Below are 13905 nucleotides of genomic sequence, written 5' to 3'. Positions count from 1 at the left end.
CTGGCGGGCACCGGGGTCGCGCGCTACCGTCTCGATCACCGACCCGGGCGGGAGGTCCGGGCCGAGCCGTGTTGCTCGGAGCGCGGACCGTCGAGGTCCGCCGTCAGTTGTCAGTGCGCAACCGCCGACCACCACAGCACTCGCCGGGGAACTCCGAGGGGGAGCACTCTCTGCGCGCGTGAGCTGGACGGAGGCAGCGCAAAGAGGCAGTCTAGCTGCAAATGCAGCCGCTGTCGAGACACGTCACCAAGGTGACCGTCGAGACCTAAGCGTGACGCGCCGACGCCGTGGAGTCAAGACGCTACGCGACGGTAAGTGGTCTGTTTTGCGGGACAACCGGGTTGTGACCAGCCTGGACGGCCAGGAACGGCCACTCGGCGCGGGTCCTCGTCCCGCAACACCGACCGCCTGGCGGTGGTCGGGCCACGACTGTCCGTCACCCGAACGTGGGCGCGACGTCGCCGGACGGTCGTCACGCCAGCATTTGGCGCGGCGTGTCGCTTGCCACTTTCGAGTGAACATGGCGGCGTGTCGGCCGCCCGTCGCCACGCGTTTCGCCTGGTGACACGGCCAGGATGGGGTCAAGACCGCCGGTCGGAAGAACGTCGTGAGATCTCGGTCACAGAGGCGTTGTCGACGACCGTTGAACGTGTCGAGGGGCGGCACCCGGTGCGGGTGCCGCCCCTCAGGGACTGCGCAGGCGCAGATCAGACCAGGCTGACCTTGGCGCCGGCCTCCTCGAGCTTGGCCTTGGCGGCGTCGGCCGCCTCCTTGGCCACGCCCTCGAGGATCGGCTTCGGAGCGCTCTCGACGAGGTCCTTCGCCTCCTTCAGGCCCAGGCCCGAGACCAGCTCGCGGACGACCTTGATGACCTGGATCTTCTTGTCGCCTGCGGCGTCGAGGACGACGTTGAACTCGTCCTTCTCCTCCTCGGCGGGGGCAGCGGCGGCACCCGCAGCCGCGCCGGGGGCGGCGGCGACGGCGACCGGCGCGGCGGCCTTGACGTCGAAGGTCTCCTCGAACTTCTTCACGAAGTCCGAGAGCTCGATCAGGGTGAGGTCCTTGAAGGCCTCGAGCAGCTCGTCGGTGCTCAGCTTCGCCATGGTGGCGGTTCCTCTCTGGTGAAACGCAAGGCTGGGGGTGGTCAGCTCTCGGTGTCGGTCTCGGGGGCGGAGTCGGCCGCAGCGTCAGCGGCAGCGTCGGACGCGGCCGGAGCCTCGCCCTCCGCGGCACGCTTGTCGGCGAGGGCCTGTGCGAGCCGGGCGACCTGCCCGGCCGGGGCGGCGAACATGCCGGCAGCCTTCGCCAGCGACCCCTTCATCGCGCCGGCGAGCTTCGCCAGCAGGACCTCGCGGGACTCCAGGTCGGCGAGCTGGTTGACCTCGGACTCGGTCAGCGCGCGACCGTCCATGAAGCCACCCTTGATCACCAGGCCCTGGTTGGTCCTGGCGAACTCGCGCAGCGCCTTGGCTGCATCGACCGGCTCACCTTCGATGAACGCGATCGCCGTGGGGCCGACGAGCAGCTGCTCGAGACCCTCGACGCCCGCGTCCTCCGCCGCCCGCTTCACCAGGGTGTTCTTGGCGATGCGGTACGTGGCGCCCGCGCCGAGCGAGCGACGCAGCGTGGTGAGCTGGGCCATGGTGAGGCCCCGGTACTCCGTGACCACCGAGGCGGACGAGCCGCGGAACCGGTCGGCGATCTCCTCGACCGCCTCGACCTTGTCAGCTCTGGCCATCCGTGCCTCCTCTCGGGTGTCGGTACGTGGTGTCCACCGCGACGACCCGGGAGTGCTCGGGGCCTGAAACGACGAACGCCCCGTGCGCAGGGCACGGGGCGTGAAGGGCAGCGCGCCGAAGCGCGCGTGCTCGTTGACCTCGTCCTCCTGCGCGGGCCGCCCGTGCGAGACGGGACCTTCGCGGACCCGCGAGCGGGCCCGAACCTGCGGTCTTCGGTGGAACCGTCGACCAGGATACGCGAACGGTTCGGGTACCCGACCGATGGGGCCTCCCGAGCCGCGCCTCGGCTCACGCACACGCTGCGGTGCCCGCGCACACGTTCCACCATGTGCGCGGCCGCCCGACGGTGTGCGCGAGCTACACGTCCCGGTCCTCGGGGTCAGACCGCCTGGACGTCGGCGACCTTCCAGGTGCCGTCGACCTTCTTCGCGGTCACGGTGAGGCGGCCGGCCGAGGCGAGCTGCTGCGCCGGGCCGTTCTCGGCCGTGCGGGTGGCGATCTGGTTCATGAAGATCACCAGCACCGCGGTGTCGTCGGAGAGCTCCCGCACGCCGGTGAGCGCCACCGTCGCGGTGACGACGGCCTTCTGCTGCGGGGCGCGCGCCCGGACCTCGCCGAACAGCTGCGTGAACTGCTGCTCGAACTCCGGGGTGATGACGGCGCGGGCGTTCTTCTCGTTCTCGTCGAGGCGCGCGAAGTCGTACGAGTAGATGGTCTTGACGGCCTCGCCGACCTGCTGCGCGACGAGCGACGTGGCGCCGACGTCGATCAGCGCGTGGTTCGCGGCTGGCCCGTTGTGCTCGCGGTTGAACCACATCGCCCCGAACACGGATGCCAGCAGCGCCAGCACGACGGCGACGGCGCCCCACACGATCAACGCCCTGGTCGTGGCGGGTGCGGCCGCGAGCGCGCGCAGCCGTGACGGTCGCGGAGGCGCCTCCACGGCGGTGGTCGTCTCCTCGCGGGCGGCCTGCACCGCGCGCCGCCCCTTCGGGCGGGCGGGCTTCGAGAGGGAGACGCTGCTGCCCTCGTCGGCTGGCCGCTCGACGGTCTCGGTGGCCGTCGCGGTCTCCACGTCGTCGGTCTCTGCGACGTCGAGGAGCGCGTCGTCCAGGACCGGGGCCTCGATCGTGGCCGTGCGGCCGGACCCGCCCGTCGTGCGGCGGGCCACCGGCGGTTCCAGCACCTCGGTGGCGGTGCTCGCCTCGCGCTGCGTGCGGCCGGCGACGCGCGGCCTGCGGATCCCGGCGGTGCGGCGGTTCGTGGGGGGCATGTCGGTGACCTCCTGGAGTCGGTCGACCTCGAGTGGGCGGGGGCGGCGGGGAGCGGCTAGTTCGCCGCGGCACCCGGGTTGCGGACCGGGGCCAGCCGCCCGACCTTCCAGCCGTCGGGGGTGCGGTTCATCTCCAGCTGGAGCCGCTGCCGGGTCAGCACGGGCTTCTGGCCGTCGGGTGTGACGGTCACGTCGACGCCGGCGATGACGCGCGCGACGCCCGCCCGGTCGTCGAGCTCGGTGACCGCGACGTCGGTCGCCTTCGCCGTGGTGACGCGCTTGGAGTTGGTGACGACCTTGATGTAGTCGTCACGGTTCTTCTTGAACTCCTCCAGCACCTGCCCCGTCGAGGCGCCCATCCAGGCGTCCATGCCGGCGGCAGCATCGTGGTAGTCGAGCGTGTTGAGGGTGACGGCAGCCTGCTGGGCGGCACCGAGCACGTCGTCCCGCTGGGTGGCCAGGTAGCCGTTGCCGCTGTTCAGCGACACCGCCCACAGCACGCCGAAGGTGATCGCCGCGATCGCCGCCAGCGCGGTGACGACCTGGACGATCCGGCCGATCACCGGGCGGGCCGACGCCTGCGGCTGCACCGGTGTCGGCGTCTGCTCGTCGAGCACGGTCATGTCTTCCTCCAAACGGCTGCTGGGGACAGCCTTGGCAGGACGGCGGGTCAGCCGCTCGCGAGGATCTGGGCCGGGGAGCCCAGCGGGACGGCGGTCGTGTCGACGAGCTGCGGCGTCTTCGGGGTGGCCGCGCTCGCCTTGTCCGTGTCCCCGTGCTTCTTCTTGCCGTGGTGCGGATCGGCCGGTCCGGAGGTGTCCGGCCGAGGAACATTCTGCGACCCCCGCACATCGATGCCGCTCTCGGGGGGTTCGGCGCAGTGCGCGTTCGCGTTGACGGGGGTCTCCGCGACGTCGGGACCGGGCCGCTTCGGGGTGCCTTCGTAGCCCCGGACGCACGCCGGCGGGTCGAAGAAGTTGAGCACCAGCCCGAGGTGGGCGCCGGTTCCGTCACCGGGCACGGCGGTGAGCACGCCGGCGACGAGCGCGGGGTAGGTGACGAGCACCTGCCGGAGGCCCGGCTGGCGGGGCTCGGCGATGCGCGTGACGGTCAACAGGTTCGCGATGACCTCGCCGAGCTCGCTACCGCTCTCGTCGAGCAGCGCGGAGAGCTCCTCGGTCGCCGGCGGCGCGTACTGGATGACCCGGCGCAGGTCCTCGTCGGAGTCCTTCAGCTGGGCCGCGAACAGCGCGAGGTTCGAGCTGAACTCGCGGAACTGGCCGGACGTGTCGTTCAGCGTCTTCAGCACCGGGCGCGAGTCGTTGATCAGCGCGGTGGTCTGCGGCAACGCGTCGGTGGCCGCCTGCGTGAACTCGCCGGTGGTGTCGAGCAGCCGCTGCAGCGGCGCGCCCGTGTCGGCGAACGCCGTGCCCAGCTGGTCGACGACGGTGCGGAGGTGGTCGAGCGGCACCGACTTCACCAGCTCGTCGACGTTGGCCACGAGGTCCTCGACGGGCACCGGGACCTGCACCCGGTCGTCGGCCGACGAGATGACCGAGCCGGCGTGCAGCATCGGCCCGTTCGCGGAGTCGGGCAGGAGGTCGACGTACTGCTCGCCGATGGCCGACAGGTTGCGCACCTGCGCGGTGACGGCGGACGGGATCGGCGGCGCCGAGGTGTCGATGTCCAGCTGCACGTCGACGCCGTTGGGGGTGAGCGTGAGCGGCCCGACCCGGCCGACGCTGACCCCCCGGTAGGTGACGTCGGCGCCGGTGAAGATGCCGCCCGACTTCGCCGCCTGCATGGTGACCGGGTAGCTGGTGGCCCCCACGACGGCGCCCAGGTTCGCGTACCGGATCCCGGTGTAGAGCACGCCGACGACGGCCACGACCAGCAGCGCGAGCAGCTGCAGCCGCGTGGTGCGGGAGATCATGCGCCACCTCCGAGGAGCCCGCCGAGCCCGCCCCTGCTGGGCGCCTTCGTCGGTGCTGGCTGCTCCTGGTCGTCCTGCGGCTTCTGGGCCTGCTGGGGCGCCGGCTGGCCGCCGCCGAGCGCGCCCAGGAGCGGCAGCGGCGACGTGCCGTCGTTGGCGCCCAGCAGCGGCGCGAGCACCTGCGCGGGCGCGGGCAGCTTGTCCAGCCCGGGCAACAACGGCAGCGCGTTGTTGAGGATGTTGGTCAGCAGGTCGCCGAGGTCGAGGTCGAGACTCGCGTACAGGTTGGAGTAGTCGCCGGCGAACCCGTCGGTGGCCGCGTCGGTGAACGGCGGGCTGGCCAGCACCTCGAGCGACTTCGGCAGGTTCTGGCCCGACTCGGCGAGCTTCTGCAGCGTCGGGGTGAGTGCGCGCAGGTCGGCGAGCAGGTCGTCGCGGCTGCGGTCGATCACGTCCGTGGCGACCCCGGAGAGGCGGTCGAGCGACTGCAGCATGTCGACGAGCTGCTCGCGTTGCGACGCCAGCTCCTTGATGCCCGGGGCCAGGTTGTCCAGCGCGTTCTCGATCTTCGGACGGCCGTCGTTGAGCGTGGCGGCGAGCCGGTTGAGCCCGTCGATCGCGCGCGTGATGTCGGCCTTGCGCCCGTCGAGCGCCTTGATGAGCGTGTCGAGGTTGGTGAGCAGCGAGCGGATCTCCGGCTCGTTGCCCTTCAACGCCTTGTTCAGCTCGACGGCGATGGTGCGGATGTTCCCGACGCCGCCGCCGTCGAGCACCATCGAGAGGGCCCCGAAGACCTCTTCGACCTCGACGGCTCGGCCGGAGCGGTCGATCGGGATCCGCGCGCCGTCGGCCAGCGTGCCGCTCGCCCCCGACTCCGGCAGGCCGAGCTGCACGAACTTCTCGCCGAGCAGGCTGGTGGTGCGCACCCTGGCGACCGCGTTGGCCGGCAGCTTGACGTCGTGGTTGATGTCGACGGTGACCACCGCGTGCCAGGTGGCCGGGTCGAGGGTGACCGACCGGACCGAGCCGACGGACACGTCCGCGACCTTCACCAGCGACTGCGGCACCAGGTCGACGACGTCGGCGAACTCGACGGTGACCGCGTACGGGTTCGGGCCGAGGTCGGCGCCACCGGGAAGGTTCACCCCGCGCAGGCCGCTCGACATCACCCCGCACCCGGACACCGCGGTGATCGCGAGACCGGTGGCGACGAGCGCCACCGCGCGGGTACGCAGGCTGGTCATGCCCCACCCCCGGACGAGCTGTCGTCGGACGAGTCGTCCGCAGGCGGAGTCGCCTGCTTCGGCGCGGGCGCCGCGGCGCTTCCGCTCGACTCCTTCGGCAGCGGCATCAGCCCGGGGAACGGCGGCAGCTGGCCGTTCTGCAGCCCGGTGATGAGCTGCTGCGCGGTCGGCAGCTGGTTCGCCAGCGGCAGCTGCTTGCACAGGTCGATGAGCTTCACCGGCAGGTTGGCCTGCCCGTCGATCAGCTTGCAGATCGTGTAGATCGGCGGCTGCGCCAGCTCCTGGAGGTTGGCCCGCGTGTTGAGCGTGCCGGTCGACGCGTCGTAGGTGTTCGCCAGGTTCGACAGCGCGGCCGGCGCGAGGTCGAGGGTCTCGGTGAGCGCCTTGCGCTGCTCCACGAGCACGCGCGTGACCTCGGCGAGCCGGTCGACGTTCGACTTGAGCGCCGCGCGGTTGTCCCGGATGAACACGGTGACGTCGTCCAGGGCGGTGGCCAGGTCGCGCAGCGCCTCGCCCAGCTCCTCGCGCTGGTCGGCCAGCACGCCGCTGACGTCGGCGATCCGCTCGTTGAACTCGCGGACGGTGCTGTCGTTGTCCTTCAGCATGGCGACGAACTTCTGCAGCTCGGTGACGGTACCGAACAGGTCGTCGCTGGAGCCGGACAGGGTCGAGCCGAGGGCGCCGAGGTTGCGGATGGTGTCGTTGATCGCCTGGCCGTTGCCGTCGAGGTTCGACGACAGCACGCCGAGGGAGTCGTTGAGGACTCCCTGCTTGTTGAGCCCCTGCGGGCCGAGCGCCTTCGACAGCTTGGTGGCCGAGCGGGTCAGGTCGTCGACACCCAGCGGCACGGCGGTGCGCTCGATCGGGATGACCGCGCCGTCCTGCAGCTCCGGGCCGCCGGTGTAGGCCGGGAAGACGGTGACGTTGCGGCCGGTGACCAGGCTCGGCGACACCACGGCCGCCTTCAGCTCAGCAGGCAGCTTCACCTCGGGGTCGGTGATCGTCATGTCGACGCGCACCTTGTCGCCCTCCGGCGTGATCTTGTCGATCGTGCCGATCGCGACGCCCTTCATCTGCACCGCGTTGTCCTCGAACAACGCCGACGCGTTGGCGAAGTACGCGGTGAGGTGCCGGCCGGCGCCCATCCGGCTGATCTGCCACACGCCCGCGGCCACCAGCACGGCGACCACCGCGACCAGCGCGACCACGGTGAGCTGCCGCTTGTCGTTCGCCCAGGAGCCGCTCATGAGCCACATCCACCGGGGGTGATGGTGCCGAGGATCGGGAGGGAGAGGAGGCCGGCGATGCAGTTGTCGAACCAGCGACCGCTGCCGATCGCGTTGTTGAAGACGCGGACGAACACGGCTTCCTTCTTCAGCAGCTGGGCCAGGTTGTCCTGGTTGCGCTGCAGCACCTCGACGACCTTGTCGAGGGTCTCCAGGGTGGGTCGCAGCTGCTCGGCGTTGTCGGCGACCAGGCCGGAGAGCTGCTGGGAGAGGTCGCGGATGCCGGTGATGAGCTTCGCGATCGCGTCGCGGCGCTTCTGCAGCTCGCCGAGCAGCAGGTTGCCGTCGGACAGCAGGGACTGGACGTCGTCCTTGCGGTCGGCCAGCGTGGTGGCGACGGTGTGGGTGCCGGCCAGCAGCGTGCGCAGCTGCGCGTCGCGGCTCGCGATCGTCGTGGACAGCCGGGACAGCCCGTCGAGCGCGCCGCGAATCTCCGGGGCGCTGCCGCGGAAGGTGTCCGACAGCGTCTGCAGGCTCTTCGCCAGCTGGTCGGTGTCGAGCTTGTCAATCGTGTCCGAGAGCCCGTTGAACGCCTCGACCACGTCGAACGGGGTGACGGTGCGCTGGTCGGTGATGCCGAACGCGACGCTCGGGTCCTGCTCGCGGTCGCCCTGCGGATCGAGCGCGAGGTACTTGGCGCCGAGGAGGGTGCGGATCTGGATCGAGGCGATCGTGCGGTCGCCCACCCACGTGTCCTGCACCCGGAACCGCACCCGGACCTGTCCGTCCTTGAGGCCGACGTCAGTGACCCGGCCGACCTCGACACCGGCGACCGAGACGATGTCGCCGGACTGCAGGCCGGCCGCGTCGGTGAAGTTGGCCGTGTACGTGGTGCCGCCGCTGAACAGCGTCTTCCCGTTGAACGCCAGCAGCACCACCAGCAGGATCGCCAGCGAGCCGCCGATGGCCAGCGGCACCGGCTTGAGCCGGTGGGTGATGGGATCGCCCTGCGCCATCAGGTGCCACCTCCGACCGCCGGGAGCGGCAGGTCCGCCTGCGGCTCCTTCAGCTGGTCCTCGTGCACGGCCTTCTTGTTCGGGTCCCCGTGATCGCCGTCATGACCGTCACCGTGGCCGTGGTCCCCGTCGCCGTACTCGGTGCCCGGCACCGGCCACGGCGGGCCGATCTCCAGGTCGTTGCCCAGGCCGTCCGGGTCGGCGCTGCAGCGCGGCTCCTCCGACTGGGTCACCGGGATCTGGAACGGCCCGATCTTCGGCAACGGCGGCGGCAGGGTGATCCCGATCTGGCCCGACAGGCCGCACAGGTAGAAGTTGAACCAGCTGCCGTACGAGCCGGCGCGGGCGATCTTGTTCAGCTTGTAGGGCGCGAACTGCAGGTAGTGCTCGATGATCGGCTCGCCCTCGTGCAGCTGGTCGGCGAGGTCGCCGAGCGCCGCGATGTCCGCCTTCAGCGCGGGCCGACCCTCCTCCAGCAGACTGCTGGTGGTCGCGGCGAGGTCGCCGATCGAGCTGATCGCGTTGCCGATCGGTTCCCGGTCCTCCGCGAGCCCGGCGACCAGCTCGCGCAGCGACACGATCAGGTCGTTGAGCTGGTCGTTGCGCGAGGTGACGGTGTCCAGCACGCCGTTCAGGTTGTCGATCAGCTCGCCGATGACCTTGTCCTTGTCGGCCAGCGTCTTCGTCAGCGACGCGGTGGAGGACAGCAGGCTGTCGATCGTGCCGCCCTGCCCCTGCAGGACCTGGATGATCTCGTTGGCCAGCGTGTTGACCTGCTCGGGATCCAGCGCCTGGAACAGCGGGCGGAACCCGTTGAACAGCTCGGTCAGGTTCAGCGGCTTGCGGGTGCAGCCCTCCGGGATGACCGCGCCGGCGGCGAGCGTCTGCGGCGCCTGCGGGTTGCAGGCCTGCTGCTCCTGGGACAGGCCGAGGAAGCGCTGGCCGATCAGGTTCTTGTAGAGCACGGCGGCGTGGGTGGTGGCCGGCAGCCGCAGCGAGGAGTCGATCTCGAAGTCGACCCGCGCGATCCGCCGGTCGACGACCTCGATGTCCTTCACGCTGCCGACGACGACGCCGGCGATGCGCACGTCGTCGCCGCGCAGGAGGCCGGTGACGTCCTCGAACCGCGCGGAGTACGTGGTGCGGTCGCCGCCCTGCGAGTTGGCGATCGTGAGGCCGAGCACCGTGGTGGCCAGCATCGTGACGACGGCGAAGACGAGGAACTTGACCAGCGGCGCAACAGGTATGCGACTCATGTCATCGTCACCTCCGACCCGCGGTAGAGCGGACCCACCAGGAACGTGCTCCAGCCGGGCACCGAGCTCGCCGGACGGCCCTGCTGGGCGCCGATCAGGCTGGTGACCACGGCCTGCTCACCGGGCGAGTTGGGCAGGCCCATGTCGACGGACGCCGGCGAGGCCAGGAAGTTGGCCAGCGGCGTGCCGGCCAGTGGGCCGGGGTCCTTGACCAGGCCCCACGAGTCCTTGCTCGGGTCGTACGTGCCGTAGGTGTCGATGCCGTAGTTCTCCGGGTTGCCCTTGGGCTGGTTGGGCTGCCCGGGCGGCGGCACCGTGCCGTCGCGGAACGGCCCGTCGGGCGCGTACTGGGGGAAGTTGCCCTTGTCGTACGGCGCCGGCAGCTCCTGCGGGTAGCAGCGCGGCCCGCGGTTGTCGCTGAACTCCGGCAGGTCGTCCGGGTACTTGTACTTCCCGCGCTTGGGGTTGGTCGGCAGCTCGATCGTGACGTGGATGCCGGGCTTGCCCGCGTTGACCGAGCCAGGCGCCCCGAACACCTCCTCGCCGCGTGGGATCACCGACACCAGGTTCCCGAAGAAGCAGGGGAACTCCGGCGCGTAGAAGGCCAGCGTCTCCAGCGTCGGCCGCGACGTGGCGACGAGCTGGATGATGTTCTCGCCGTTCTCGTCGAGGAACGCGCGCAGGTCGTCGGACGCGCCGATGACCGAGCTGTAGACGTCACGCAGGTTGTCTGCCTGGTCGACGATCGTGTTCGCCGGCACCGTCAGGTCGTCCAGCGCGGAGAGCAGCTCGGGCGCGGTGTCGGCGGCGGTGTCGGAGAACTTGGCCAGGTCGCGCAGGTCGTCCGAGAGCGCCGGCACGGACGGCGTGATGCCCTCCACCAGCACGTTCAGGCCGACCAGGGTCTGCCCGAGCTGCTCGCCACGTCCCTCGAGGCCCATCGCGATCCCGCCCAGCGCGGCCTTGAGCTTCTCCGGCTGCACCGCGGTGAGCACCGGCTCCAGGTCGTCCAGCGCCGTGTCGACCTCGACGGCCGTGCTGCTGCGGTCCTGCCCGATGACGTCGCCCGCGACCAGGTGCGTGGTGCTGGGCGCGGCCGGCGGCTCCAGCGAGACGAACTTCTCGCCGAACAGCGTCTTGGGCAGCAGCCGCGCCGTGACGTTCGACGGGATCTGCCCGATCTTGTCGGGGTCGATGCTCATGAGGATGTCGGCGCCGTTGCCGGTGGAGGTGATGGAGTCGACGCGGCCCACGATCAGGCCGCGGACCTTGACGTCGGCGCGCGGGTTGAGCTGGCTGCCCGCGGTCGTCGCCTTGAGCATCACCGGCACCCCGCTGCGGAACGCCCCGGCGTACTGGGCGACGGCGAGCCCGATCAGCAGCGCCACCACGGCCACGAACGCGAGGCCCTGCAGGACCAGCTTGTTGTTCCTCATCCGGCCACGCTCACCGAGGTCGTGGTGCCGTAGATGACGAGCGTCAGGAAGAAGTCCAGGATCGCGGTCGACACGATCGAGAGGCGGACCGCGCGGCCGACCGCGACGCCCACACCCGCCGGCCCGCCCTTGGCGCGGTAGCCGTAGTGGCAGTGGATCAGGATGATCACCGACGCGAACACGATCACCTTGAGGTACGAGAAGAGGATGTCGCGCGGCGGTAGGAAGAGGTCGAAGTAGTGGTCGTACGTGCCGCCGGGTAGCCCGTTGATCAGCGTCACGTTGATCCGGGAGGCGGCGAAGCTCGCGAGCAGGCCGATCGTGTAGATCGGGATGACGGCGATGATCCCGGCGAGCACGCGCGTGGTGACCAGGTAGGGCACCGACGGCACCGCCATGACCTCCAGCGCGTCGATCTCCTCCGAGATGCGCATCGCGCCCAGCTGCGCGGTGAACCCGGCGCCGAGCGTCGCGGTGAGCGCGGCGGCGGCGACCAGCGGCGCGATGTCGCGCGTGTTGAAGTACGCGGTGATGAACCCGGTCAGCGCCTCGACGCCGAGCGAGTCGAGAGCGCGGAAGCCCTGCAGACCGACGAGCGACCCGACGAAGAGCGACAGCGCAGCCATCACGCCGGCGGTGCCCAGGATGACGATCAGGGCGCCCGAGCCGAAGCTGACCTCGGCCAGCAGGCGCAGGATCTCCTTGGAGTACCGGGTGATCGTGGCCGGGATCCAGGCGATGGCCCGGATGTACAGCGACAGCTGGTCGCCCAGCTCCTCGAGCTGGTTCAGCGGCCCTTCGGCGATCCGGCGGGCGCGTCCGTTCAACAACGCCATGCTCAGCTCCCCTTCGGCGGGACGATCTGCAGGTACAGAGCCGTCAGGACGAGGTTGATGAGGAACACGAGCACGAACGAGATGACAACGGCCTGGTTGACCGCGTCGCCGACGCCCTTCGCGCCGGGCGGCGGGTTGAGCCCCCGGTAGGCGGCCACGACCCCGGCCGCGAGACCGAACAGGACGGCCTTGAGCTCGCTCACCAGGATGTCGCTGACCTGCGCGATCGCCGAGAAGCTCGCGATGTACGCGCCCGGCGTGCCGCCCTGGACGATGACGTTGAAGTAGTAGCCGCCGGCCACGCCGACGACCGTCGCGAGCCCGTTCAGGATGACGGCGGTGGTGGCCATGGCCAGGACCCGCGGCACCACGAGGCGCTGGATCGGCGAGATGCCGAGCACCTCCATGGCGGCGATCTCCTCGCGGATCGTGCGCGCGCCGAGGTCGGCGCAGACCGCGCTGCCGCCGGCGCCCGAGATCAGCAGCGCCGTCACGATCGGGGCCGCCTGCTGCACGATCGCGAGCACCGAACCCGCGCCCGTCTGGCTCTGCGCGCCGAACTGGCGGGTCAGCTCCGCGAGCAGCAGCGCAATCGTCGCGCCGAACGGGATGGTGAAGAGCGCGGTGGGCAGCGCAGAGACCTTCGTGACGAACCAGGTCTGCTCGATGTACTCGCGCAGCTGGAACGGCGGCTTGAACGTCATGCGGCCGATCTCGAGCGACAGCTGGAAGAGCCTGCCGACCGGGGTGAGGGCGCGGGTGACGACGGTGGGAGCGGTCATCTGTCAGTCGGTCCAGGGGCGGTGGCGGCCGGGCTCGGACGGCGGTTCGCCCTGCCCGTCCCACCTGGTGAACTGGTCGGTGGCGCTGCTGTCGTACTGCTGCGTGGGCGCGTTGCCGGCCTTCCGCGCCGCGGCGGCCGCCTCCTCGCGGCTCTTGCGGATCGCCTCCTGCGCGGCCGGCGGCAGGGTGTGCATCATCGCGTCGACCCGCTGCTGGCGCCGGGCCACCGCCTTGCGCTCCGGCAGACCGGCGCTCGCGACGAGCTGCGGCTTGAGCGGCGGCAGGCCCTCCAGCTCGCCGTCCAGCTCGGCCATCTCCCGCTCGGCCTGCGCGGTGTCCTTCTCCTCCGACATGCCGATCGGGCCCTGCCGGCGGCCGTTGAGGAACTGGCTGACCACCGGGTCGTCCGAGGTCAGGAGCACCTCGCGCGGGCCGAACATCGCCAGGTGCTTGCGGTAGAGCATGCCGATGTTGTCGGGCACCGTCTGCGCCGAGTTGATGTCGTGCGTGACGATGAGGAACGTCGCGTCGGTCTGCGCGTTCAGGTCGATGATCAGCTGGTTGAGGTAGGCCGTGCGCACCGGGTCGAGGCCGGAGTCGGGCTCGTCGAACAGGATGATCTCCGGCTCCAGCACCATCGCGCGCGCCAGGCCGGCGCGCTTGCGCATGCCGCCGGAGATCTCGCCCGGCAGCTTGCCCTCGCTGCCGGTGAGCCCGACCAGGTCCATCTTGTCCAGGACGATGTCGCGGATCTCCGCCTCGGACTTCTTGGTGTGCTCGCGCAACGGGAAGGCGATGTTGTCGAACAGGTTCATCGAGCCGAACAGCGCGCCGTCCTGGAACAGGACGCCGAACAGCTTGCGCAGCTCGTAGAGCCGCGCCTCGCTGCACTTCACGAGGTCGGTGTCGTGGATGATGATCGAGCCCTTCTCCGGCTTGAGCAGCCCGATCAGGGACTTCAGGAACACCGACTTGCCCGTGCCCGACGGGCCGAGCAGCACGCTGACCTCTCCAGGAGGCAGCGTCAGGGTCACGTCGGACCAGATGTTCGCCCGACCGAAGGACTTGGTCAGTCCCTCGACCTTGACCTCGACACCCACCGACGTGCCTCCCTCATTGGATCGTGGGGCCACCGCAGCGCCGGACGCCGGGGAGCGGGCGGT

Annotated in this window: 13 protein-coding genes; all 13 read right to left on the bottom strand. The window is 70.6% G+C overall.

All coding sequences use genetic code 11. The features are described 5' to 3' along the window. Window positions 1-707 precede the first annotated feature (707 nt). The 13 genes from rplL to ACQEVB_RS11040 all read right to left on the bottom strand — a co-directional run bounded on the left by rplL (window position 708) and on the right by ACQEVB_RS11040 (window position 13842). A complete protein-coding gene (gene rplL / locus ACQEVB_RS11100; RefSeq protein WP_432968530.1) occupies window positions 708-1103 on the bottom strand; it encodes a 50S ribosomal protein L7/L12 in 396 nt (131 codons plus the stop codon). 41 nt (window positions 1104-1144) lie between these two features. Continuing rightward, entirely contained in the window at window positions 1145-1738 is a 594-nt protein-coding gene (gene rplJ, locus ACQEVB_RS11095; protein WP_432968527.1) for a 50S ribosomal protein L10, read from the bottom strand. 380 nt (window positions 1739-2118) lie between these two features. Further along, window positions 2119-3012 carry a hypothetical protein gene (locus ACQEVB_RS11090; RefSeq protein ID WP_432968524.1) on the bottom strand — a complete coding sequence of 298 codons (894 nt, stop codon included), beginning with the start codon at window positions 3010-3012 and terminating at the stop codon, window positions 2119-2121. A 56-nt stretch (window positions 3013-3068) separates the two neighbouring features. Next, complete coding sequence (locus ACQEVB_RS11085) at window positions 3069-3635, bottom strand: hypothetical protein (RefSeq protein WP_432968521.1); 567 nt, start codon at window positions 3633-3635, stop codon at window positions 3069-3071. 47 nt (window positions 3636-3682) lie between these two features. Then, window positions 3683-4945, bottom strand: a complete 1263-nt coding sequence (locus ACQEVB_RS11080; protein ID WP_432968518.1) for an MCE family protein — start codon at window positions 4943-4945, stop codon at window positions 3683-3685. Continuing rightward, window positions 4942-6189 carry an MCE family protein gene (locus ACQEVB_RS11075; protein ID WP_432968515.1) on the bottom strand — a complete coding sequence of 416 codons (1248 nt, stop codon included), beginning with the start codon at window positions 6187-6189 and terminating at the stop codon, window positions 4942-4944. Before ACQEVB_RS11075 ends, ACQEVB_RS11080 begins: the two co-directional genes overlap by 4 nt. After that, window positions 6186-7436: an MCE family protein gene (locus tag ACQEVB_RS11070; protein WP_432968512.1), complete on the bottom strand. Its 1251-nt coding sequence runs from the start codon at window positions 7434-7436 to the stop codon at window positions 6186-6188. The genes ACQEVB_RS11075 and ACQEVB_RS11070 overlap by 4 nt, the downstream gene beginning before the upstream one ends. Further along, on the bottom strand, window positions 7433-8431 hold the full coding sequence (locus ACQEVB_RS11065) for an MCE family protein (RefSeq protein ID WP_432968509.1): 999 nt from the start codon (window positions 8429-8431) through the stop codon (window positions 7433-7435). The genes ACQEVB_RS11070 and ACQEVB_RS11065 overlap by 4 nt, the downstream gene beginning before the upstream one ends. Then, window positions 8431-9687 carry an MCE family protein gene (locus ACQEVB_RS11060; protein WP_432968506.1) on the bottom strand — a complete coding sequence of 419 codons (1257 nt, stop codon included), beginning with the start codon at window positions 9685-9687 and terminating at the stop codon, window positions 8431-8433. The genes ACQEVB_RS11065 and ACQEVB_RS11060 overlap by 1 nt, the downstream gene beginning before the upstream one ends. After that, window positions 9684-11123 carry an MCE family protein gene (locus ACQEVB_RS11055; protein WP_432968503.1) on the bottom strand — a complete coding sequence of 480 codons (1440 nt, stop codon included), beginning with the start codon at window positions 11121-11123 and terminating at the stop codon, window positions 9684-9686. Before ACQEVB_RS11055 ends, ACQEVB_RS11060 begins: the two co-directional genes overlap by 4 nt. After that, on the bottom strand, window positions 11120-11959 hold the full coding sequence (locus ACQEVB_RS11050) for an MlaE family ABC transporter permease (protein WP_432968500.1): 840 nt from the start codon (window positions 11957-11959) through the stop codon (window positions 11120-11122). The genes ACQEVB_RS11055 and ACQEVB_RS11050 overlap by 4 nt, the downstream gene beginning before the upstream one ends. Window positions 11960-11961: 2 nt before the next feature. Continuing rightward, complete coding sequence (locus tag ACQEVB_RS11045) at window positions 11962-12741, bottom strand: MlaE family ABC transporter permease (protein WP_432968498.1); 780 nt, start codon at window positions 12739-12741, stop codon at window positions 11962-11964. A 3-nt stretch (window positions 12742-12744) separates the two neighbouring features. Then, the gene (locus ACQEVB_RS11040) at window positions 12745-13842 is read right to left on the bottom strand and encodes an ABC transporter ATP-binding protein (RefSeq protein WP_432968496.1); all 1098 of its coding nucleotides are present in this window, start codon (window positions 13840-13842) and stop codon (window positions 12745-12747) included. Between the last annotated feature and the right edge of the window lie 63 nt (window positions 13843-13905).

The organism is Pseudonocardia sp. CA-107938 (assembly GCF_050936315.1).
In the GTDB taxonomy this organism is placed as follows: Bacteria; Actinomycetota; Actinomycetes; order Mycobacteriales; family Pseudonocardiaceae; genus Pseudonocardia.
The sequence above is the reverse complement of the archived record's forward strand: the minus strand, read 5'-3'. Positions and strand labels throughout refer to the sequence as shown.